The sequence below is a fragment of the Janthinobacterium sp. HH104 genome, from assembly GCF_001758715.1.
Classification (GTDB): domain Bacteria; phylum Pseudomonadota; class Gammaproteobacteria; order Burkholderiales; family Burkholderiaceae_D; genus Janthinobacterium; species Janthinobacterium aestuarii.
The window spans coordinates 264077-286700 of the sequence record NZ_LRIB01000054.1 but is presented as its reverse complement, the minus strand read 5'-3'; the positions used below and the strand labels follow the sequence as shown (position 1 = coordinate 286700).

The following is a 22624-nucleotide window of genomic DNA, read 5'->3' as shown; positions in this document are numbered from 1 at the left end:
GGCAGGCTTAAGGGCCGAGCCGTTACGATTGCTGCCGGCTGCACCCGTATAGTTTGCGCATATTGCGCCTGTTGCGTGCCCCGGCAAGTTTTTTGATAACCCACCGCAGGGTTTGTGCACTATGCACATGCATACCCTGACGGCATGGAGAGAAACATGACCGAACTCGAATTCAAATCGCTGTCCCAGCAAGGCTACAACCGCATCCCCCTGATCGCAGAAGCGTTCGCCGACCTGGAAACCCCGCTCACGCTGTACCTGAAACTGGCACAGTCCCAACAAGGCGGCAAGAACACCTTCCTGCTCGAATCCGTCGTCGGCGGCGAACGCTTCGGCCGCTATTCCTTCATCGGCTTGCCCGCCACGACCGTGTTGCGCAGCCATGGCAAGCGCACCGAGATCGTCAAGAACGGCGTCGTGATCGAAGAGCACGAAGGCAATCCGCTCGACTTCATCGAACAGTACCAGTCGCGCTTCAAGGTGGCCCTGCGCCCCGGCATGCCGCGCTTCTGCGGCGGCCTGGCCGGCTACTTCGGCTACGACACCGTGCGCCACATCGAGAAAAAACTGGCCGGCGGCGCGCCGAAAGATGACTTGAAGCTGCCCGACATCCAGCTGATGGTGACGGAAGAACTGGCCGTCATCGACAACCTGTCCGGCAAGCTCTACCTGATCGTCTACGCCGATACGACGCAGCCCGAATCGTTTTCGAAAGCGCAGCAGCGCCTGAAGGATTTGCGCATGATGCTGCGCCGCGGTGTCGATGCGCCCGTCACCAGCGCTTCCGTGCGCACGGAAACCATCCGCGACTTTTCCAAGGAAGACTACCTGAAGGCCGTCGCCAAGGCGCATGAATACGTGATGGCGGGCGACCTGATGCAGGTGCAGATCGGCCAGCGCATCCGTAAACCCTATGTCGATTCGCCACTGACTTTGTACCGCGCCTTGCGTTCGCTCAACCCATCGCCGTATATGTACTTCTATAATTTCGGCGACATGCAAATCATCGGCGCCTCGCCCGAGATCCTGGTGCGCAACGAGAAGACGGCGGACGGCGGCAAGAAAGTCACCTTGCGTCCCATCGCCGGCACCCGTCCGCGCGGCGCCACGCCCGAGCGCGACGCCGAACTGTCGGCCGAGCTGCTGGCCGACCCGAAAGAGATCGCAGAGCACGTGATGCTGATCGACCTGGCGCGCAACGATATCGGCCGCATCGCCGAGACGGGCAGCGTACACGTCACCGACCGCATGGTTATCGAAAAATACTCGCACGTGCAGCACATCGTCTCGAACGTGGAAGGCACCCTCAAGGAGGGCCTGTCGAACCTGGACGTGCTGCGCGCGACCTTCCCCGCCGGCACCCTGACGGGCGCGCCGAAAGTGCGCGCCATGGAAGTGATCGACGAACTGGAAATCACCAAGCGCGGCATCTACGGCGGCGCCTGCGGCTACCTGTCGTTTGGCGGCGAAATGGATGTGGCCATCGCCATCCGCACGGGCGTGGTCAAGGACGGCATGCTGTACGTGCAGGCCGCGGCCGGCATCGTGGCCGACTCCATCCCCGAAATGGAATGGCAGGAAACGGAAAACAAGGCGCGCGCCGTGCTGCGCGCCGCCGAACAAGTGCAAGATGGCCTGGATGGAGGGTTTTAAGATGCTGCTCATGATCGACAACTACGACTCCTTCACCTACAACATCGTGCAGTATTTCGGCGAGCTGGGCGAAGACGTGCGGGTCTACCGCAACGATGAAATCACGATCGAACAGATCGAGGCGCTGAACCCGGACCGCATCTGCATCTCGCCCGGCCCGAAAGCGCCGGCACAGGCGGGCATTTCGGTGGCAGTGCTCAAGCACTTCGCCGGCAAGAAGCCGATATTGGGCGTGTGCCTGGGGCACCAGGCCATCGGCGAAGCGTTTGGCGGTAAAGTCATCCGCGCCAAGCAAGTCATGCATGGCAAGACTTCCCTCATCGCGCATACAGGCGTGGGTGTCTTCAAGGACATCCCCAGCCCCTTCACAGTGATCCGCTACCACTCTTTGGCGATCGAACGCGCCTCGCTGCCTTCCTGCCTGGAAGTGACGGCGTGGACGGACGACGGCGAAATCATGGGCGTGCGCCACCGGGAATACGATATCGAGGGCGTGCAGTTCCACCCCGAATCGATCCTCTCGGAGCACGGCCACGCCCTGCTGAAGAATTTCCTCGAGCGCTGATCCCCTGCGCACGCCACGGCGTGCCATCAGTGTCCTCCTGCGCCATCATTGAAGAAGGAAGCATCATGCCGATCACACCACAAGAAGCCCTGCTGCGCTGCATCGAACACCGCGAGATCTTTCACGACGAAATGCTGTACCTGTTCCGCCAGATCATGTCCGGCGAAATGTCGCCCACCATGATCGCGGCCCTCACCATGGGCCTGCGCGTGAAAAAGGAAACCATCGGCGAAATCGCCGCCGCCGCGCAAGTGATGCGCGAGTTTTCCACCAAGGTGCCCATGGCCGACACCACCAACCTGCTCGACATCGTCGGCACGGGCGGCGACGGCGCGCACACTTTCAACATTTCCACCGCCTCGATGTTCGTGGCGGCCGCCGCCGGCGCGCGCGTGGCCAAGCATGGCGGGCGCAGCGTGTCGTCCTCGTCCGGCAGCGCCGACGTGCTCGATTCCTTGGGCGTCAACATCAACCTGCAGCCCGAGCAGATCGCCCAGTCGATCGCGCAAACGGGCATCGGCTTCATGTACGCGCCGAATCACCATGCGGCCATGAAGCATGCGGCGCCCGTGCGCAAGGAGCTGGGCGTGCGCACGATTTTCAATATCCTCGGGCCGCTGACCAACCCGGCCGGCGCGCCGAACATCTTGATGGGCGTGTTCCACGCCGACCTGGTCGGCATCCAGGTGCGCGTGCTGCAGCGCCTGGGCGCGCAGCACGCGATCGTCGTGTATGGCCGCGACAATATGGATGAAGTGTCTCTCGGCGCGGCCACCATGGTCGGTGAACTGGTCAACGGCGAAATCCGCGAATATGAAATCCATCCGGAAGACTTCGGCATGTCGATGATCGCCAGCCGCAACCTGAAGGTGGCCGATTCCATCGAATCGAAAGCGAAGATGATGGAAGCACTGCGCGGCGAGCCCGGTGCCGCTGCCGACATCGTCGCCCTGAACGCGGGCACGGCGCTGTATGCGGCCGGCGTGGCCAGCTCGATCGAAGACGGCCTGGCGCGTGCGCGCACCGCCGTCAGCTCGGGTGCGGCCTTGGCGAAACTCGACCAATTCGTGCAGGTCACGCAGCAGCTGGGCACCCCGGCGCAAGCGTAAGCCCTCCGCCCTCCTTTATAGAATAGCGACCATCATGTCCGACATACTCGATAAAATCCTGGCCGTGAAGGCCGATGAAGTGGCCAAGGCCAAAGCCCGCCGCAGCCTGGCCAGCCTGCGTAGCGACGTGGAAAGCGACAGCGAATTGCGCGCCGGGCTGCGCGGCTTTGAAGCAAGCCTGCGCCAGCACATCGCCGCCGGCAAGCCCGGCATCATCGCCGAAGTGAAAAAGGCATCGCCGTCGAAAGGCGTGATACGCGCCGACTTCCGCCCTGCCGACATCGCCGCCAGCTATGCCCAGCACGGCGCGGCCTGCCTGTCCGTGCTGACGGACGAGCAGTTTTTCCAGGGCTCCGTGGAGTATCTGCAGCAGGCGCGCGCCGCCTGCGCCATTCCCGTGCTGCGCAAGGATTTCATGGTCGACATGTACCAGATCTATGAAGCGCGCGCCATGGGCGCCGACTGCATCCTCCTGATCGTCGCGGCGCTCGACCATGGCTTGATGGCGGAGATGGAAGCGTGCGCCCACGAACTGGGCATGGGCGTGCTGATCGAAAGCCACGACGGCGAAGAACTGACGGCGGCCCTCAAGCTCAAGAGCGCGCTGATCGGCATCAACAACCGCAACCTGCGCACGTTCGACACGTCGCTGGAAACGACACTCGGCCTGCTGCCGCGCATCCCGCAAGACAAATTGATCATCACGGAATCGGGCATCCACAGCACGGCCGACGTGCAACGCATGCGCGATGCGCACATCCACAGTTTCCTCGTGGGCGAAGCGTTCATGCGCGCGCCAGACCCCGGCGTGGAGCTGGAACGCCTGTTCAGTTAAACCATGGTAGGCTGGCAGCCATGAGACACGCGATCACCGTCCTTGCCGCCGCCAGCCTGCTGGCAGCCTGCCAAAGTACGCCGCCGCCAGCGGCGAACATGCCCACGTCCACGCCCTCTCGCACGCCGGCCGCGATACAGCTGGCCGCCAGCATCGACGCCTACAAATCGCTGGTGGCGCAGCAGATCATGACGGCCAACGCTGAATACACGTTCAGCGGGCGCTTGCCGCCCATGCTGCCGGCCATCGTCGTGCTCGACCTGAGCGTGGGCCCTGACGGCGAACTGAAAAGCGTGCACGTGCACCGTTCGCGCAACAGCGAAGCATCGGCCGCCGCGCTGGCCGCCGTGCGGCGTGTGCAAAACGCGTTTCCACCGGCCGAACACCTGATGCGCCGCCACGCCCGGACCTTCGATTTTTCCGAAACCTTCCTGTTCAACGACCAGTACCGCTTCCAGCTGCGGACATTGTCCGGCCCTCAGTAAGCGCGCAGGCATCGAGTTCGATGCGGTCGCGTCCCCGCTCCTTGGCCAGGTACAGGGCCGCATCGGCGCGCGACAGCAGCTGTTCCAGCCCTTCCACCACCGATGCCTGGCAAGCGACGCCGATGCTGACCGTACACGGTGGCAGCCCCGCATGACTGGGCTCGTGCAGCAAGGCGCGGATGCGTTCGGCCACGCCGAGCGCATTATGCGCCGGCATGTCCGGCATCAGCACGACGAACTCCTCGCCGCCGAAACGCGCCACGCAATCCGATTCGCGCAAGGCGCTGCCGATGACGGCGGCCACGTGCGCCAGCACCTGGTCGCCCACCGCGTGACCGTAGCGGTCATTGATCAATTTGAAGTAATCGAGGTCGATGCTGAGCAATGTCAGCGGCAAACGGCGGCGGCGCAGATTGCCTGTCTCGTGCGCATAGGCGTCGCCAAAGCCGCGCCGGTTCAGCACCTGCGTCAGCGGATCGTGGGTCGAGCGACGTTCCAGTATCTGCTGCAGGCGGCGCGTGGCCACCGTCATGAAACCCACCGTCAGCAGCAGCGCCATGAAATTGGCGACCGCCAGATAGATGCCGGCCGGCGTGCCGGCCACCATCAGGTTCACGCTGGCGCCGCCATGCAGCAAGGCCGACACGCCGCGCGCCAGTACCACGACAGCTTGCATCAGCATCAGCGCGCCAAAGAAAAAACTGGAAAAGTGGCGCTCGCCATGGCGCCACACCAGCTGCACCTGGCGCGCATAAAACAGGAAGACCAGCAGGGAAAAGACCGCCACGCGCACCGAGAAATCGGGGCGCGCCAGCAGCCACCAGCTATTGCCGGCGATGGCCAGGGCAAGTATCAGCAGATAGGCGCGGCGGCTGGGCGCCAGGCCGAAGAATTTCTCCGTGCCCAGCATCGACAGGCCGATGCCGGCCACCAGCGCCGCATTGGCAGCGATCATGGACAATGCCGGCGGCAGCACCTCGCGGGTGCCGAACAGCAGGGACGCGCACACCAGCAACAGCAGACCGGCCGCCCAATGCCCGAGACCCTGCACCTCGCGCCGGAAGCTGCGATACACCGAAAACATGACGATGCTCATCGCCCCGCACATCAGGGTCGTCATCAGCATGATGGTTCGGGGATCGAGGGTTTGCACGTTGGGCGCGATCTAAAAGAAGCAGTTCGGCAATTTTAGTTTAGTTAAAGAAAAATTAGTTCATTTACAGTAAATATGATGGCAAGAGGCCAAGGCGGCCGGCGGATACGCTGCATTGAGAAATTGCAGCCTGAAATAGAAAACCGGCCAGTGACGGCCGGTTCTCTGTCTTACCGCATGACGAACAGCTTATACAGCGCTAGGACGCTTCGGTCCCGTGGCTTTCTTTGGCGCCGGCAGCAGGGCCAGGCTGACGCCCGGCACGCGGTCGCCCTGCAGCACGGCCGCGAACGTCATCAGCTCGTCGCGGCGGAAGGCGTGAACCGCCACCTTGGCGCCGACGGCGTAGCGGCCCAAGAGGGTGTCCAGGTTGGTGCCCGTCACGCGCAAGCCATCGACGGCCACCAGCACGTCGCCCGCCGACAGGCCGGCTGCGTGGGCGGCGCCGCCCTGGTGCACCTGCGCCAGTTTGGCGTCGTTGCCGTCGCGCCCCAGGTTGACATCGAGGCTGGCTTTTTCCGCCTTGCGCGCGTCGCTGTATTTCACGCCGAATGGTGCCAGCAGGCGCGCCAGCGGCACGTCGTCCGTGCCGCGGATGTAGCGCTCGAAGAACGGCTTCATGCGCGTACCGGAAACTTCATCGAACAGGGCTTCGACTTCGGCCGGCGTCACGCCGCGCGCTTTGCCCTTGTAGAAATCGCGGCCATAGCGCTGCCACAGCGCCTGCATCACGTCGTCCAGCGATTTCTCGCCATTTGTCTTGCTGCGGATCGTCAGGTCGAAGGCCAGCGCGATCAGCGAACCCTTGGTGTAGTAGCTGACGATGGCGTTCGGCGCGTTTTCATCCTGGCGGTAGTACTTGCCCCAAGCGTCGAAGCTGGAATCGGCCACGCTTTGCTTGGTGCGGCCGCTGCCGCGCAAGACGCTGTTGACGGTTTTCCCGAGCAGCTTGAAATAGGCCGCTTCATCGATCAGGCCCGCGCGCACCAGCATGAGGTCATCGTAATAGCTGGTGAAGCCCTCGAACAGCCACAACAGCGGCGAGTAGCTTTCCGCCTGCAGGTTGTACGGCGCAAAGGCGGCCGGCTTGATGCGCTTGACGTTCCAGGTGTGGAAATACTCGTGGCTGCACAAGCCCAGGAATTTCAGGTAGCCATCGCCGATCTCGGTGCTATTCGACGCTGTCGTCGGCAGGTCGGCGCGCGCGCAGATCAGCGCCGTCGAGGCGCGGTGTTCGAGCCCGCCGTAACCGTCGCCGACGGCCATGGTCATGAACACATAGCGGTCCATCGGCGCTTTTTTGGTTTTCGGCTCGAAGAAGGCGATCTGCGTTTCGCAGATAGCTTTCAGGTCGCGGCACAGACGGTCCAGGTCCAGGTTCGGCACCTTGCCCGTGACGACGATATCGTGCGGCACACCATGCGCGGTAAAGGTGGCCAGCGCGAAGTCGCCCATCTCCACCGGGTGGTCGATCAGCTCATCGTAGTTGGCGGCCTGGTAGCTGCCGAAGCCATAGCGCTTCGCTTTCAGCTCCGGCAGGGTGGTGGCCACTTTCCAGGTCTTGCAGGCCGCATCCTTCGGCTGCACGATGTGCACTTCATGGGCGTCGGATTCCTGGCCCAGCACGCGCAGGAACACGCTGGTGCCGTTGAAGAAGCCGTGATTCTGGTCCAGGTGAGCGGCGCGCACGGACAGATCCCATGCATACACGTCGTATTCGACCGTCAACGGGCCCTTGCACGGCGCGGCTTGCCACGAGTGCTTGTCCAGTTTGGTCAGCGCCACGGCCTTGCCCTCGGACTCGGCGCGGATGCTGACGATGTTGCGCGAAAATTCGCGGATCATGTAGCTGCCCGGAATCCAGGCCGGCAAGGCCAGGACCTGGCCGATGGCGGCCGGCGACTTGACGGTCAACGTCACCTTGAACATGTGGCCGGCCAGGTCCGCTGCGGCGATGCTGTAGATGATGCCGGCGGCCGGTGCGGCTTTTGCCTTGGTTTTCGCAACGGCTTTGCTTGTGGCATTGCCGGAGGCTTTTGCGGTGATTTTTTTAATCGGTGCTTTCTTCATGTTTTCCTCGTGTCTGGCATGGATATTCTACAATCGCCCGGGCGCGCCATGCACCGGCGACAAATCGTCAGGTGTATCAATATCGCGCAAGATGCCGCCGTCGTCCACTGTCACTTCGCACACGGCATGGCTGTTGACGATGCTGCGCGCGCCCTGGTCGCCATCGAGCGCCAGCAGCAGCGGCAAGTGATAGGCGCCAAACGCGACAGGATTGCCGCGCCGTCCCTCGTACACGGGCACGGCGATGCGCGCGCCATCGCCGATGGCTTGCGACAAGGCGGCGATTGTAGCCGCTTCCACGAAAGGCATGTCGCCCAGGGCGATCAGCCAGCCCGGCGCGCCGCGCACGTAATCGATGGCGCAGGTGAGCGAGGCGGCCATGCCCGTGTCGGCATCATGGCAGACGCGCACTTCGCAACCGAGCGCGCCGAGCACGCGCGCCACCTGCGTATCGTCTGCGCGCACCACGGCCAGAACCCGCGGCAAGGCCGCCAGCATGGCTTTTGCTGCCGCCGCGACCACCGGCAATCCCGCATGCGGGCCTTCGGCCAGCGGCTGCAATAATTTGTTCTGTACGCCGGAAGGGTCGAACCTGCGCCCCCTTCCGGCTGCCAGCAAGATGCCGACCGTACTCAAAAAACCGCTGCCGTCATGCGGCCGCCAGGTCGAACGGCAGCTTGCGCAGGCGCTTGCCCGTCAGGGCGAACAGCGCATTGGCGAATGCAGGCGCCAATGGCGGCACGCCCGGCTCACCCATGCCCGTCGGCGCGTCGCCCGATGGCACCAGGTGCACCTCGATCACGGGCATGTCGGGCATGCGCGGCACCGGGTAATCGCCGAAGTTCTGCTGCTCCACCACGCCCTCCTTGAGCGTGATGGCCGCGCCGGGGATGGTCATGCCCAGCGCCATCAGCGCGGCGCCCTGCACTTGCGCCTCGATCGTCAAGGGGTTGACGGCCAGGTTGCAATGCACGCCCGCCCATACCTGGTGCAGCTTGGGCGCGCCTTCCACCACCGAAGCCGTCACCACGTAGGCGACGACGGAATTGAACGACTCGTGCATGGCCACGCCCCAGGCTTGTCCCTTCGGCAGCTTCTTCTTGCCATAGCCGGACTTGGCCACGGCCAGATCCAGCGCGACGATGTGGCGCGTATGCTTGGCATCGATCAGCTGCTTGCGGTAGGCGACGGGGTCCATCTTCGCCACGTGCGCCGCCTCGTCGATCAGGGTTTCCATGACGAAGGCCGTGTGCGTCGAGCCGACGGAGCGCCACCACAGCACGGGCACGTTCGCCTTGGCCGTGTGCACGGACAGCTTCATCGGCAGGGTGTACGGCTCGCCCATGCCTTCGACCATGGTGCCGTCGACGCCATTTTTCACCATGAAGGCTTCGAACGGCGTGCCGGCCATGATGGACTGGCCCACGATGGTGTGGTCCCAGGCGAGGATCTTGCCCTTGGCGTCGAGGCCGATCTGCGCGCGGTGCACGTGCGACGGCCGGTAGTAGCCGCCCTTGATGTCGTCCTCGCGGCTCCACATCAGCTTTAACGGACCGCTCTTGCCTGCCGCGCGGTAAGCCTTGGCGACGTTGACGGCTTCGACCACGTAGTCGGACGAGGGCACGGCGCGCCGGCCAAAGCCGCCACCGGCCATCATCGTGTGCAGGGTCACCTGCTCCGGTTTCAGGCCGGAAGTCGCGGCAATCGCCGCCTGGTCGCCCGTCTGGAATTGCGAACCGACCCACATCGTGCATTTGTCCGCTTGCAGATCGACGACGCAGTTGAGCGGCTCCATCGGCGCGTGCGCCAGGTAGGGGAATTCGTAGACGGCTTCGATCTTTTTCGGCGCCTTGGCCAGCTTGCCCATGTCGGCAGGCTTGGCGATGGTGCCCGGCGTTTTCGCCAGCGCCTTGAAGGCGGCCAGCTGCCTGTCGCTGCTGACCTTTTCCACGGCGCTCGTATCCCATTCGATCGCCAGCGCGTCGCGCCCCTGCTTGGCAGGCCAGTAACCGTCGGCGATGACGGCCACGCCGCTGCCGCCACGGTCCGTCTTCACTTCCAGCACCTCGAGCACGCCCTTGATGGCTTTCGCCTTGCTGGCGTCAAATTTCGCCACCTTGGCGCCAAACACGGGCGGGCGCGCCACCATGGCCACTTTCGCGCCTGGCGGCTTGAAGTCGATGCCGAACTGCTGCTTGCCCGTCGACTTGGCGGACGCGTCGAGGCGTTTCACGGGTTTGCCGATGATGGAAAATTCGCGCGGGTCCTTCAGCTTCACGGTGGTAGGCACGGGTTGGCGCATGGCCGCGTCGGCAAACTCGCCATACGTCGCCTTTTGTCCGCCGGGGCCATACAGCACGCCCTTGGCGGCGCGTACCTGGTCGGGATTGACTTTCCACTGCGCGGCAGCGGCGCCCACCAGCATGGCGCGTGCCTTGGCGCCGATTTCGCGGTACTGCGTAAACGAGTGGGCGATGCTGCCCGAGCCGCCCGTCATCTGCATGCCGTAAGCGGCATCCTTGTACTGCTCGCCGGCGGGCGCCAGCGCGCCGTGCACCAGGCTCCAGTCGGCGTCGAGTTCCTCGGCGATCAGCATGGGCAAGCTCGTTTGCACGCCCTGGCCAAATTCCAGCCGGTTCACCTGCACCGTCACCGTGTTATCGGGAGCGATGTGCAAAAAGGCGTTCGGCGCATACACGGGCTTGGCGGGTGCGGCATCGGCCGCCTGCGCCAGCTTGCCTGCGCCCGGCAGGAAAAAGCCCAGCATCAAGCCGCCGCCGGCCACAGCGCCGGCTTTCATGAAACCGCGCCGCGACACGCCATCGGCCGCGCCAACCACAGCCACCGGCGCCGATGCCAACGCCGCGCCCAGGGTCACCCCGCCATGCTGCAATGCTTCCTGATTCAACCATTCGATACGCATGCCGTTCTCCTCAGGCCAGGGTCTTGGCCGCGTCCTTGATGGCCGCGCGGATCCGTTGATAGGTGCCGCAGCGGCAGATATTGCCGCTCATGGCGCCGTCGATGTCGGCATCGCTGGGCGCCTTGTTGGTGCGCAGCAGCGCCGTCGCGCTCATCACCTGGCCGCTCTGACAGTAGCCGCATTGCGGCACGTCGTGGCGTACCCATGCCGCCTGCACGGCCTTGCCCACCTGGTCGTTTTCCATCGCTTCGATGGTGGTGATCTTTTGCGCGCCCACCGAGGAAATCGGCGTGATGCACGAGCGGATAGGCTGGCCATCGAGGTGCACCGTGCAGGCGCCGCACAGGGCCGCGCCGCAGCCGAACTTGGTGCCCGTCATGTTCAGGTTATCGCGCAGCGCCCACAGGATGGGCGTGGAAGGATCGGCGTCGACTTGCGTGTCGCGTCCGTTGATATTCAAGGTAATCATCTGCTGCTTCCCCTTTTTTGGATTGTTATGGCGTCTACGAACAACACTTGATGATACGACAGCGGAAAAAACGCAAAAAAAAGCGCGCCTTGCGAGGGCGCGCCGTCCAGCCTTCCTGGCGACAGCCCGGATTACTTAATGGTCGAGAATTTCTGTTCCAGCGTTTTCGCATCGACCGCGCCCGGAATGCGGCTGCCGTCGGCGAAGAAGATGGCTGGCGTGCCCGAGACGCGCAACTGCTGGCCCAGGGCCAGGATTTTTTCATGCGGGTTGGCGCAATTGGCGGCCACCGTGGCTGGCGCCTTGCCGTTCAACATCCAGTCATCCCAGGCCTTGTTGCGGTCCGGCGCGCACCACACATTGCGCGACTTGACGATCGAATCGGGCGACAGGATGTTGTACATGAATGTGTAGACGGTGACGTTGTCGATTTCCTTCAAAGCGTTCTGGCGGAAGCGCTTGCAATAGCCGCAGTTCGGATCTTCGAACACGGCGATCACGCGCTTGCCATTGCCCTTGACGGTTTTCATGGCCGAATCGAGCGGCAGGTCGGAGAACTTGATGCGATTGACTTCGTCCAGGCGCACCTTGGTGAGATCCTGCGACGTCTTGGCGTCGAAGACGTGGCCGACGAACAGGTATTGCGCGCTCTTGTCCGTGTACAGGATGTCGCCACCCGTGCGCACTTCGTACAGGCCGCCGTACGGCGTTTCCTTGACCGAATCGACCTTGGCGCCTTCGCCCAGGCGCGGCTCGATCAGCTTTTTGATGTTCGCTTCCGTCGGCGTTTCGGCGCCAGCGCACGACATCATCAGGCCCGAGGCCATCAGCAAGGCGATTTTGCTCATGCTTTTGTTCATTGTTATCACTATCACTTCTCCACTTGAAACGCCCGGCGAAACTGGCAGGGGGCCCGGCGCCATTATCTCTTTAACAAAACGAGCGCCGCAGACCAGCTGCGGCGACCTTGAATTTTCACTGCTGCCATTATCCGGCGATATCTTAAGATACGCTGATATTTACTGATGCCCCAAGGCGTGCGAAATCATTTTCCGCTTCAGCGCAGGTAATTTATCCAGCAAGTTTAATCCCAAATTGCGAACCACGCGCAACGGTTCCAGATCGGCGCCAAATAATCGCGCCAGGCCATCGGTGGCCAGCTGCATCAGCAGCACGTCTTCCTTGCGCGCGCGCGCATAGCGGGCCAGCACGCGTTCGTCGCCGATGCCGCGGTGCGCTTCGCGTTCAGCGATCGTCTTGACCAGCTGCGCCACGTCGGCAAAGCCCAGGTTCATGCCGTGGCCAGCCATCGGATGGACCACGTGGGCGGCGTCGCCCACCAGTGCCACGCGCGGTGCCACCATGGCGTGCGGGCGCATCAGGGTCAATGGGAAGGCACGCACCAGCTCCGGCTGCAAAGGCGTGAGTTTACCCAGCTTGTCCTGGCAGTATGCGGACAAGCGCGCGGCCAGGGCGTCGGCCGGTTCGGCCATCAAGGTATCGGCCAGCGCATCGGGCGCCGACCAGACGAGAGAAACGCGCTCGCCCGGCAGCGGCAGCAGCGCGACAATGCCTTCGCTGCCCGTAAACCACTGGTGGGCCGCGCCATGATGCGGCTTTTCGCAGGCGAAGTTGCTGACCACGCCGCGCTGGCCATACGAGCGGTAATCGAGGCCGATGTCGCACTGGCCCCGCACCCACGACTGGGCGCCGTCCGCGCCCACCACCAGCGCGCAGGTGATGGTGTCGCCGCCATCGAGGTGCACGATGGCCGAGTCGTTCGTCCATTCCAGGCGGCTGGCGCGGCCCTGCAGCACGCTGACGTTCGGCGCGAATTTCAGGGCGGCGTCCAGCGCCTGGCCCAGGTTGCGGTCTTCGATGATCCACGCCAGGCTGCCCACATGGGCGCCGTAGGCGTCGAAACCGAGTCCGCCCGCCTGCGCGCCGTCGCCGTTGACCAGCATGGCGTCGACGGGCGCCACCCTGTCGGCCTCTAAAGCGCCCCACACCTTCAGCGACGACAGCAAGTCGTGCGCCGTGTGATTGAGCGCATACACGCGCACGTCCCAGCTGGCTTCGACCGGCTTGGCGACCAAAGGGGATGCGGTCACCGGCGGGCTCGCCGGAGATAACAAGGTGACGCTTTGTCCTGCCTGGGCAAACGCCAGCGCCGTGGTTTTCGCGATGGCGCCGTTGCCGACGATGCAAACGTCGCTGTGGCTGTGCATGAAGCGCCGCATGGTAGGGGGAGTGGGACTGTTCATGCGGCCATTATAGCGTTTGCCCCACCTGTTTCAGATAGTCCGGAAATACAGAACGCGTGCCTCAGATCAAGCGGCGCCATGAAAGACGGGCAACACGTGGTCCGCGATCTCCTGCATCGTCTCGGCCAGCGGGCGGCGGTTCTGCCGCAGTTCCAGGCGGATACTGAAACCGCCCTGCCCCAGCTTCGTCATGGCGCCCATCTCAATCCCACTGCGGCGCCAGGCCGTCCGGGTTGGCCAGGCGCTCGCCCCGCTCCAGGGTCGCCATCTGCGCCATCTCGTCCGGCGACAGGGTGATGCGCTGGAAATGCAGGTTCGCTTCCAGGTTGGCGCGTCTGGTCGACGACGGAATCACGGCAAAGCCCTGCTGCAGCGACCAGCTCAGCGCCACTTGCGCCGGCGTCACGCCGTGCCTGGCTGCAATGGCCGCGATCACGGGGTCGGCCATCACCTTGCCATACGCGAGCGGCATGTAGGCCGTGACGTGGATGCCCTGGCTGCGCGCGAAATCGATGACCTTGCGGTTTGGCAGGAACGGATGGATCTCGACCTGCTGCGTGGCGATTTCCGATGCGCCCACCGTATCGATGGCTTGCCGCAGCTGCGCGTTGGTGAAATTCGATACGCCGATGGCCCTGGTCAGTCCCTGCGCCTTCGCCTGCGCCAGCGCTTCCATGTACTCGGCCACGGGAATCGCGTTGTTCGGCGACGGCCAGTGGATCAGGGTCAGGTCCAGTTGTTCCAGCCGCAGCTTGCGCAGGCTGTCCTTCAGGCTCGGAATCAGCTTGTCGCGCTGCAGATTGTCGATCCAGATCTTCGTGGTGACGAACAGCGCGTCGCGCGGGACGGCGCTGGCGGCGATCGCCTGGCCCACTTCGGCTTCATTGCCGTAGATTTGCGCCGTGTCGATATGGCGGTAGCCGACGTCGAGGCCCGCGGTGACGGAATCGATGACGACCTGGCCCTGCAGGCGGAAGGTGCCCAGGCCGATTTCAGGGATGGCGGTGTCATTGGTGGTGGTATTCATGCGGCAGTCCTCTCAAATACATGTCGATGACGACACTATGCGCCCATCTTTTGTTGAGAAAAATACCGTTTAGATCAAATCATATTTGATCTACAGGCAAGTAAGCTGATGCCCATGCAGGAAATCCGGGAAAAGTCGTCACCGGCTCTTGCATTCCCGTTTTGGTCTGCTATAATTCGCCACCTTGGCCTGGTAGCTCAGTCGGTAGAGCAGAGGATTGAAAATCCTTGTGTCGGTGGTTCGATTCCGCCCCGGGCCACCAAGAATTAGTTTCACGTTCAAAAACGCCACCTTCGGGTGGCGTTTTTGTTTGTGGCGCCGTCACATTCCCTCCCAGCTCATCATCCGGCACCATTGCACAAGACGCCGGCATTCCTGACACAGGATTTTCCCCACGGGAACATGTTAAGATTAATCAAAGATTAACGCCCGTATCAAGGAACATGACCGTGAAACAATGTTTATTACTGGCTGTTGCCAGTGCCCTTGCCAGTACCGGGATGGCGCAGCCTGCGCAAGTCGCAGCACAGGTGACAACGTCTTCAAGCGCCACGCAGCAGGAACCTCAGCGCGCAATCCCACTCAGGCCATGGGAAAAAAGGCTGGCAGCGTCGACGTTTTCCATGCAGATGCTGGCAAGCGGCCGCATTGATCCCGACTACCCTGGCTTGCCGCTTGGCCTCGCCGTGACCGCCATACAAAAATTCTTGGCCGACAAAAAAGGGGAATTCGAATCGACGGCTGATTATCAGCGTAGAAAGACCGCTGCCCTGGATGAGAAAATCATCGGCAACTCAAGCTTGAATGACTGGTTTGCCTTGGTGACCCCGGTCAAGAATAACGAACAATCTTCAAATGCCATCAGCTATGAATTCAATGCGAATACGGGAAAAGTAAAGCTCTTTGTCTTGCCTTACTCTTTTGAGCTCAATGGTATCGGCGCTCCTGACTACGACCTCAACAAACTGCGATACAAGGGCCTGGATCAATTTCAATTGAGTTCCAAACTGAAATCAAAAGGTCCGTACAAGGGGCCTGGCAGCTATCGCGCAAAATACCCCATCGAAGAAACCGACACGGCAAGGCTGGGCATTGCAGTCAATCGCATCCCGTTCCTGGATTTTCAGCGTGACAATTTTCAATCTAACAAGAAACCAGTAGTCCAGTTGACGATGGAAAATGCCGTCGCGGAAAAAGAGCTACCCGCCTTGAAGGCGCTGCTCGTGATGAAAGTGGCGGCGCCTTACCTTGTCTATGATTTCTACCGGTCCGAGTTTACTCCGGACAGAACGGACATGAAAACAATACAAAGCATTTACCTTGCCGGCAATATGGCTGGCATTATTTTTTACTCCGGCATCACCGGCGACATTCTGGGGCGATTACCCGCAGGATTTGGCCTGCCTGTCGCACCGAATTAATGCAAAAAAAAGCCAACCCGCAGGTTGGCGTTCTCAAATCACGCAAGGCGGCCGCCTGCGGCCAGCCACATCGCTTTTACCACATCAAATCATCAGGAATCTGGAACGCCGCGTACGGATCATCCTCATCCACTTCGGTGCTGGCCTGCTTGACGCGCACGACGATGGCGGGGTCGCGTTCGGCGATCTTGTCGGCGATGATGCGCGGCACCAGTTCCACGGCGCCGCCCAGGCAGACAATCACCAGACGGCCCGCCACCAGATGGGCTTGCACGGCCGCCGTCACGTAGATGCGCTCGATCTTGTTGTTGAACGTGAAGTTATACGGCACGTCGCCGTTGTTGCCCTTGCTCTGGCGGTTCTTTTGCACCATTTGCGCGATCTGCGCCACGATGGCTTTCTGGTTGGCGGCCGCGTCGCGCTGGGCGTTCAGTTCACGCGCGCGTTCCGCATTCTTGCGCTGCGTCTCGAGCGCGGCCAGGCGCACTTCGTCGACGCTTTGCGTGCCGCTCTTGCGCTCGTCCTTTTTTTGCTTGCTCTTGTCCTGGTTGGCCAGCTTGACCTTCTTCTTGTCGACCAGGCCGGCCTTTAAAAACTGCTCTTGCAACGAGACCATAACTACTCCGTATTGAGGGTGCGCCGGCCAAGGCAGCGGCATCGGCCGGTGGAAAGTCGCTAGCATAGCAAAAAACAGGGGCGCTGCCGCCGTAACATGGCTGCCCGGGCCGGCCGGCGGGCGCCTTGTGCCTGTCAGTAACAAAAAGACACACTCGAGTGGAAATTTTGTTGATAAATGTCATATAGTTAGTTACGTTCTGCATACCGGCATTACCTGCCGCTTGCATGTCCCCTTCCACCGACTGCGCCTAAAGGATTTACCATGAAACAATTCATCGCCCTCTGCATCGCCGCCGCGTTTGCCAGCACAGCCTTTGCCGCCGCACCGGAAGCGGCGCCCGTCGCCAAGACGGCCCAACAGTCGAAAATGACCACCTGCAATGCGGATGCCGCCGGCAAGAAAGGCGATGAGCGCAAGGCCTTCATGAAGGAATGCCTGAGCGCCAAGCCGGCGCCGGCCATGACGCAGCAAAACAAGATGAAAGCGTGCAATGTCGACGCCAAGGACATGAAAGGCGACGCCCGCAAAGCCTTCATGAAGGAATGCCTGAGCGCGCCGAAGAAATAAGCGCCTCGCCGCTTGCCCCACAACGCCAGCATCATGCTGGCGTTTTTTATGGCGCCGCGTAAGCCTGCATCAGCCGGTCGAGGAAAACAAACAGCTGGCCGTTCATCGCTTGCCAGTCGTGGGCGCGCAGGGTCGCTGGCTGCTGCACGAAGCGGTGCGACGTAAGCGTGGCCAGTTCTGCTTCCGACGCGGCGATCAGCAGGTCGACCACCTCCGGCGTGAACTCCATATGGCACTGGAAGCCGTACACCAGATTGCCGTATTCGACGATCTGGCGCGGGCAGCCTTCGCTATAGGCGATGACCTTCGCGTTGCCGGTCAGGCCCGGCATGTCGCTATGCCAATGCCCGGTTTCCAGAACATCGCCGAAATGCGCGAACTTGCCGTTCGCCTTTCCGTCCGCCGTCAGCGTGATGGGGAACTTGCCGATCTCCTTTTCAGGGCTGTGCGCATGGCGCGCTCCCAAGGCCGCGCCGATCAGCTGCGCGCCCAGGCAAACGCCGACGACCGCCTTGCCCGCCGCGGCACAGGCGGCTATCAGGGCCTGTTCGGCCGCGGCGTCGAAATGCGGGCATTCCTCGCGCGTCGTCGACGGCGACTGCGGCCCGCCCATGACAACCAGCAGGTCGATGTCCGCGATGGAAACGGGCAGCGGCTCATGGGCATAAACGCGGGAATACGTGGCCTCGTGGCCGCGCTCGCGCACCCAGGTCTCATAGGCGCCCGGCGCCTCGAATGCTTCATGCACGACGAAATGGACTTTCATGATCTTCCCCTTCTGTAGCGAGTAACTGAAACTATGACCGGCCCAGCACCTGGGCCAGCACCGCGGCGAACGCCCGCGCGCCCGCTTCATCGATGGTCGACACGGTGATCCGCAATCCCTGCGCCGGCGCCTGCACGCCGAACGCTTCGCCGCCGCGCACCAGCCAGCCATGCCGGGCCAGCGCCAGCACGGCCGCCTGGCTGTTACTTGGCAGCGGCAGCCACAGGTTCAGGCCATCGGCGGGACTGGCGCAGACCAGGCCTCGCGCCGCCAGCGCCGCCGCCACCATGTCGCGTCGGCGCGCATAGTCGGCGCGGGCCAGGACCACCTGCGCGGACACGTCGGACGACGACAGGCAGGCGCTGACGGCGTCCTGCAAGAGATGGCTGACCCAGTTCGTGCCGGGCGCGAGTCGCAAGCGCAAACGCTGTGCCGTCTGCCCGTCGCTGGCGACAACGGCCAGGCGCAGGTCGGGGCCGAAGATCTTCGACACGGAACGGATCAGCGCCCAGCGCCGGGCAGCAGGGGGAATCACGTCCTGGTAGCCGGCCGTGGACAACAGCGAGAAATGGTCGTCGACGATGACCAGCACGTGCGGGTAGGCGGCCAGCACGGCGCGCAGCTGGTCCGCGCGCGCCACGCTCAGGCTGCAGCCGGTGGGATTGTGCGCGCGCGGCGTCACGATGACGGCTTGCGCGCCTTGCGCCAGCGCCCGTTCCAGCGCCCCGGCCTGCATGCCCTCGGCATCGACGGCCACGCCAACGGCGTGCAGTCCGGCGATGCGCAAGGTGTTGATGCTGCTGACGAAGCACGGGTCTTCCACGACCACCTTGTCGCCCGCGGCCAGGTGCGCCCCCAGGAGGCGCTCGACCGCATCGACTGCCCCATTCGTCACGGTGATGTCGTGGCCTCCGGGACAATCGCCGGCCAGCCAGCGACGCGCCAGCACTTCCAGTTCCGAATCGACGGTGGCTTCGCCATACAGGCGCGGACGGTATGGCTTGCGCGCCAGGGCCGCGCCGACATCGGGCAGCCAGGCCAGGTTCGGATTGCCGCCGCCCAGGTCGGCCAGCGGCGAGCCGGGCAGCAAGCCTTCCTGCTCGCCGGGATCGCGCTGCGCGCGGATGGCCGTGCCCAAACGCCCTTGCGTGACCGCGATCCCGGCCGTCACCAGGCGCTTGTAGGCTAGCGACACGGTATTGCGGTTGACGCCCAGGGTCGCGGCCAGCTCGCGCACGGTCGGCAACTCCTGGCCCGGCAGCAATTCGCCCGCCTGCGTCAGCCCGCGGATGCTGTCGAACAGTTCCGCAGCGGTTTTTCCGGCAATCTTCACGATAGTCTCAGACATGATATATTTTGGCATAGGACAATAATACACCACTCCCGCGACTGCTGCCGCTAAAGACTGACACAAGGCCGACACATGCACAAAGACACTCCCCTGCTCACTCCCACCATGCACGAGCGGCATGGGCGCTGGCCGCAAGCCGTGTCGGTGGATGACTTCCGCCGCAACCTGGCAAAAGTGCATGCGCGCATGGTGGCCGCCTGCCTGCGGGCCGGACGCGATCCGGCCGGCGTGCGCCTGCTGCCAGTCAGCAAGACCAAGCCCGAGGCGAGCCTGCGCCTGGCCTACGCCGCCGGTTGCCGCATGCTGGGAGAAAACAAGCCGCAGGAGGCGGGCCGCAAATGGGAAGCGATGGCGGACCTGGCCGACCTGCAATGGTCGGTGATCGGCCATTTGCAGACCAACAAGGCCAAGCTGGTGGCGCGTTTTGCCAGCGAATTCCAGGCGCTCGACAGTCTGCGCGTGGCCGAGGCGCTGGAACGGCGCCTGCAAGCGGAAGGGCGCGGGCTCGATGTGTTCGTGCAAGTAAACACCTCGGGAGAAGCCAGCAAGTACGGCTTGCCGCCGGACGAAGTGGCCGCTTTCCTGCGCCAGCTGTCCGCCTTCCCGGCGCTGCGCGTGCGCGGGCTCATGACCCTGGCGCTGTTGTCGGCGGAAGCCGTGCGCGTGCGCCGCTGCTTCGTGCTGCTGCGCGAATTGCGCGACCGGCTGCGCCAGGGCGCCCCCGATGGCGTCAGCCTCGACGAGCTGTCGATGGGCATGTCCGGCGATTATGAAATCGCCATCGAAGAAGGCGCCACCGTCGTGCGCGTCGGCCAGGCCATCTTCGGCGCGCGCGATACGCCCGATAGCCATTACTGGCCCACGGCGCAAACGGACTAGGAGGTCCGGTGCGCCTTGTGGTCGCGCCGTCAATCATGCCGAATGATCAAGATGACATGCTGAAAGATACCGCGTAATATTTTTACCATACTGCTCAGCTCGGCAGCAGAGCTCCCTGGGGAAAGGACGGCAGTGTGGCCGCGTCAAACGACCTCGCGCACTGGCGCGGACAGATTTTTGCGCGCCTGCTGCAGGCGGTGCTGCTGCTGGGCATCGTCACTGCCATTCCCAGCGCCCTGCTGGCCGCGCGCGAAGCTATCTGGTCCATAGTCGCCCTCGACTTGCTGGCCATCGGCTGGATCGGCCTCATCTGGCATCTGCGCGCCATGCCCTACCGCTGGCGCGTGTGGCAATTCCTCATCGTCGCCTATCTGGTGGGCGTGGGCCTGCTGATGAAAATCGGCCCCGTCAGCCAGATCTACATGATGCTCATGCCCGTGCTGGCGGCCCTGCTGCTGGGCATGCGGCCAGCCTTGTCGACCCTGGCCCTGACGTCGCTGACCATCTTTCTGCTCGGCCTGCATCCCGACGTGGAGCTGCAATTGCGCGGCGTGCCCGATTCGCCCGTGCTGCGCGCGCTGATCGTGGCCCTGAACTTCCTGTTCATCGCCGCCGTACTGACCCTGTCCTGCGCCTTCCTGCTGCGCCACCTGGAACGCAGCAGCCAGGCCCTGTCGCAGCTGAACGCCGACCTGCGCTTGACGGCCACGGCGCTGGCCCGCCTGAACGACATGGTGATGATCGCCGAAGTGGCCGATACCGCGTTAGGCGCGGGTACGGTGCCCGCCACGCGCATCATCTTCGTCAACGATGCCTTCGAGCGCAGCAGCGGCTATGCGCGCGCCGAAGTGCTGGGCCGCAGCCTGCTGTTCCAGCAAGGCCCCGCCACGGATGCGGACGAACTGGCGCGCGTCGCCGCCGCCATGGCCCGCGCCCAGCCAGCCAGGGCGGAATTACTGAATTACAACAAGGCCGGCAAGGCGTACTGGGTCGAGGCGGAACTGGTGCCGTTTACGGATGCGGACGGCAGGCAGACGCACTGGGTGGCCGTCGAGCGCGAAATCGACGAGCGCAAGAAATCGGAAGCGGACATCCACCGCCTGGCCTTCTATGACGTGCTGACGGGCTTGCCCAACCGGCGCCTGCTGATGGACCGCATCGGCCACTTGCTGGCCGCCGCGCCGCGCAACCAGTCCATCAGCGCGCTGATGTTCATCGACCTCGACCACTTCAAGCACATCAACGACGCGCGCGGCCACGCCACCGGCGACGCGCTGCTGCGCCTGGCGGGCGAACGGCTGGCGCAGCTGATGCGCAAGGCCGACACGGTGGCGCGCATCGGCGGCGATGAATTCGTCGTGCTGCTGGCGCACCTGGCCGATGACCTGGACAGCGCCGCGCGCGCAGCAGCCCAGGTGGCCGAGAAAATCCGCGCCGCCATCGCGCGCGACTTCGAAATCGGCGCGCAGTCCTATCATTGCAGCGCCAGCATCGGCGTGACCCTGCTGCCGAAAATGGAGCAGCAGGCGCACGACCTGCTGCGCGAAGCGGACATCGCCATGTACCGCGCCAAGGCCGAAGGGCGCAACGGCATCGCCTTCTTCGAAGCGGCCATGCAGGCAGGCGTGGAGCGCCGCCTGACCCTGGAACGGGCGCTGGCGCGCGCCCTCGATGACCATGTGTTATGCATGCACGTGCAGCCGCAGGTCGACCGCCACGGCCGGGTCACGGGCGCCGAATTGCTGATGCGCTGGCCGCAGGCGGACGGCACGTACATCGCGCCGGATATCTTCATTCCCATCGCCGAGGAATCGGGGCTGATCGTCAAGCTCGGCCACTGGGCGCTGCGCGAAGCATGCCGCGCCGCCAGGGTGCTGGCGCAGGCGGGATCGCCCGTCGCCCTGTCCGTGAACGTCAGCCCGGCCCAGTTTCGCCAGCCCGATTTCGCTTCCCGCGTGCAGGCCGCACTGGCCGAACACGGCACGCCGGCCGGCGCCCTGATCCTGGAATTGACGGAGGGTTTGCTGATCGACCAGCGCGACGCCTCGCTGGCGCGCATGCGCGAACTGGCGGAACTGGGCATCCGCTTTTCCATCGACGATTTCGGCACCGGTTATTCCAGCCTCGCCTACCTGACCTCGATGCCGCTGTATGAACTCAAAATCGACAAGCGCTTCATCGACGACACGCCGCACGATGCGCGCGACACGGCCATCGTGCAAGCGATCCTGGCCATGGCGCGCCATCTGGGCTTGCGCGTCGTGGCCGAAGGCGTGGAAACGCAGGAGCAAGCCGACTTCCTCATCGCCCACGATTGCGACGGCTTGCAGGGCTTCCTGTATGCGCGGCCGATGCCGCTCGCCGACTTTCTCGCCTGGCTGGCCGGGCATCAAGCTTAGCTTTCCGACATTTCCTGCACGCAACTCCTCCGCTAGAATACCGGCCTCATAGCCTGTACCTTCATCATC

General features: G+C 63.5%; 21 protein-coding genes and 1 tRNA gene. 10 read left to right on the top strand and 12 right to left on the bottom strand.

Annotated elements, in window-relative coordinates; genetic code table 11:
• Nucleotides 1-156: 156 nt before the first annotated feature.
• The 5 genes from trpE to JAB6_RS25925 all read left to right on the top strand — a co-directional run bounded on the left by trpE (nucleotide 157) and on the right by JAB6_RS25925 (nucleotide 4647).
• Entirely contained in the window at nucleotides 157-1653 is a 1497-nt protein-coding gene (gene trpE, locus JAB6_RS25945; RefSeq protein ID WP_070305532.1) for an anthranilate synthase component I, read from the top strand.
• Between the two features lies 1 nt (nucleotide 1654).
• Nucleotides 1655-2218, top strand: a complete 564-nt coding sequence (locus tag JAB6_RS25940; protein WP_034753541.1) for an aminodeoxychorismate/anthranilate synthase component II — start codon at nucleotides 1655-1657, stop codon at nucleotides 2216-2218.
• A 65-nt stretch (nucleotides 2219-2283) separates the two neighbouring features.
• Nucleotides 2284-3327: an anthranilate phosphoribosyltransferase gene (gene trpD / locus JAB6_RS25935; protein WP_070305530.1), complete on the top strand. Its 1044-nt coding sequence runs from the start codon at nucleotides 2284-2286 to the stop codon at nucleotides 3325-3327.
• 34 nt (nucleotides 3328-3361) lie between these two features.
• Nucleotides 3362-4162, top strand: coding sequence for an indole-3-glycerol phosphate synthase TrpC (trpC, locus tag JAB6_RS25930; protein ID WP_070305528.1), 801 nt, complete (start codon nucleotides 3362-3364; stop codon nucleotides 4160-4162).
• Nucleotides 4163-4182: 20 nt separating this feature from the next.
• On the top strand, nucleotides 4183-4647 hold the full coding sequence (locus tag JAB6_RS25925) for a hypothetical protein (protein WP_070305522.1): 465 nt from the start codon (nucleotides 4183-4185) through the stop codon (nucleotides 4645-4647).
• On the opposite strand, the gene JAB6_RS25920 is transcribed toward JAB6_RS25925, so the two are convergent.
• The 9 genes from JAB6_RS25920 to dkgB all read right to left on the bottom strand — a co-directional run bounded on the left by JAB6_RS25920 (nucleotide 4598) and on the right by dkgB (nucleotide 14553).
• Nucleotides 4598-5800, bottom strand: a complete 1203-nt coding sequence (locus tag JAB6_RS25920; protein WP_254671802.1) for a GGDEF domain-containing protein — start codon at nucleotides 5798-5800, stop codon at nucleotides 4598-4600. The genes JAB6_RS25925 and JAB6_RS25920 overlap by 50 nt on opposite strands.
• A 189-nt stretch (nucleotides 5801-5989) precedes the next feature.
• Nucleotides 5990-7870, bottom strand: coding sequence for a M61 family metallopeptidase (locus JAB6_RS25915; RefSeq protein WP_302622681.1), 1881 nt, complete (start codon nucleotides 7868-7870; stop codon nucleotides 5990-5992).
• Nucleotides 7871-7897: 27 nt separating this feature from the next.
• Nucleotides 7898-8506 carry an NTP transferase domain-containing protein gene (locus JAB6_RS25910; RefSeq protein WP_070305518.1) on the bottom strand — a complete coding sequence of 203 codons (609 nt, stop codon included), beginning with the start codon at nucleotides 8504-8506 and terminating at the stop codon, nucleotides 7898-7900.
• Nucleotides 8507-8519: 13 nt separating this feature from the next.
• Nucleotides 8520-10793 carry a xanthine dehydrogenase family protein molybdopterin-binding subunit gene (locus tag JAB6_RS25905; protein ID WP_070305517.1) on the bottom strand — a complete coding sequence of 758 codons (2274 nt, stop codon included), beginning with the start codon at nucleotides 10791-10793 and terminating at the stop codon, nucleotides 8520-8522.
• A 10-nt stretch (nucleotides 10794-10803) separates the two neighbouring features.
• Entirely contained in the window at nucleotides 10804-11262 is a 459-nt protein-coding gene (locus tag JAB6_RS25900) for a (2Fe-2S)-binding protein (protein WP_034753534.1), read from the bottom strand.
• 131 nt (nucleotides 11263-11393) lie between these two features.
• Nucleotides 11394-12122 carry a DsbC family protein gene (locus JAB6_RS25895; RefSeq protein WP_070305515.1) on the bottom strand — a complete coding sequence of 243 codons (729 nt, stop codon included), beginning with the start codon at nucleotides 12120-12122 and terminating at the stop codon, nucleotides 11394-11396.
• Nucleotides 12123-12281: 159 nt separating this feature from the next.
• Complete coding sequence (locus tag JAB6_RS25890) at nucleotides 12282-13526, bottom strand: UbiH/UbiF family hydroxylase (RefSeq protein WP_070305513.1); 1245 nt, start codon at nucleotides 13524-13526, stop codon at nucleotides 12282-12284.
• A 66-nt stretch (nucleotides 13527-13592) separates the two neighbouring features.
• Entirely contained in the window at nucleotides 13593-13727 is a 135-nt protein-coding gene (locus tag JAB6_RS29915; protein ID WP_302622680.1) for a hypothetical protein, read from the bottom strand.
• 1 nt (nucleotide 13728) lies between these two features.
• A complete protein-coding gene (gene dkgB / locus JAB6_RS25885; protein ID WP_070305511.1) occupies nucleotides 13729-14553 on the bottom strand; it encodes a 2,5-didehydrogluconate reductase DkgB in 825 nt (274 codons plus the stop codon).
• Nucleotides 14554-14739: 186 nt separating this feature from the next.
• Between dkgB and JAB6_RS25880 the strand changes: the two genes are divergently transcribed.
• Together JAB6_RS25880 and JAB6_RS25875 are read left to right on the top strand one after the other, a co-directional pair.
• Nucleotides 14740-14815: transfer RNA gene (locus JAB6_RS25880), tRNA-Phe, on the top strand.
• 181 nt (nucleotides 14816-14996) lie between these two features.
• Nucleotides 14997-15974 carry a hypothetical protein gene (locus JAB6_RS25875; protein ID WP_139143501.1) on the top strand — a complete coding sequence of 326 codons (978 nt, stop codon included), beginning with the start codon at nucleotides 14997-14999 and terminating at the stop codon, nucleotides 15972-15974.
• Nucleotides 15975-16050: 76 nt separating this feature from the next.
• On the opposite strand, the gene JAB6_RS25870 is transcribed toward JAB6_RS25875, so the two are convergent.
• Complete coding sequence (locus JAB6_RS25870; protein ID WP_034753528.1) at nucleotides 16051-16590, bottom strand: DUF2058 domain-containing protein; 540 nt, start codon at nucleotides 16588-16590, stop codon at nucleotides 16051-16053.
• A 264-nt stretch (nucleotides 16591-16854) separates the two neighbouring features.
• On the opposite strand from JAB6_RS25870, the gene JAB6_RS25865 reads away from it, so the two are divergent.
• On the top strand, nucleotides 16855-17160 hold the full coding sequence (locus JAB6_RS25865; RefSeq protein WP_034753527.1) for a PsiF family protein: 306 nt from the start codon (nucleotides 16855-16857) through the stop codon (nucleotides 17158-17160).
• Nucleotides 17161-17206: 46 nt separating this feature from the next.
• Here the strand turns inward: JAB6_RS25865 and JAB6_RS25860 are convergent, their stop codons facing one another.
• Both JAB6_RS25860 and ptsJ read right to left on the bottom strand, forming a co-directional pair.
• The gene (locus tag JAB6_RS25860; RefSeq protein ID WP_070305507.1) at nucleotides 17207-17926 is read right to left on the bottom strand and encodes a GMP synthase; all 720 of its coding nucleotides are present in this window, start codon (nucleotides 17924-17926) and stop codon (nucleotides 17207-17209) included.
• A 31-nt stretch (nucleotides 17927-17957) separates the two neighbouring features.
• Entirely contained in the window at nucleotides 17958-19259 is a 1302-nt protein-coding gene (gene ptsJ, locus JAB6_RS25855; protein ID WP_070305505.1) for a transcriptional regulator PtsJ, read from the bottom strand.
• 90 nt (nucleotides 19260-19349) lie between these two features.
• Between ptsJ and JAB6_RS25850 the strand changes: the two genes are divergently transcribed.
• Together JAB6_RS25850 and JAB6_RS25845 are read left to right on the top strand one after the other, a co-directional pair.
• Nucleotides 19350-20156: a YggS family pyridoxal phosphate-dependent enzyme gene (locus JAB6_RS25850; RefSeq protein ID WP_070305503.1), complete on the top strand. Its 807-nt coding sequence runs from the start codon at nucleotides 19350-19352 to the stop codon at nucleotides 20154-20156.
• A 134-nt stretch (nucleotides 20157-20290) separates the two neighbouring features.
• On the top strand, nucleotides 20291-22555 hold the full coding sequence (locus JAB6_RS25845; protein ID WP_070305502.1) for a bifunctional diguanylate cyclase/phosphodiesterase: 2265 nt from the start codon (nucleotides 20291-20293) through the stop codon (nucleotides 22553-22555).
• The last annotated feature ends 69 nt before the right edge of the window (nucleotides 22556-22624 follow it).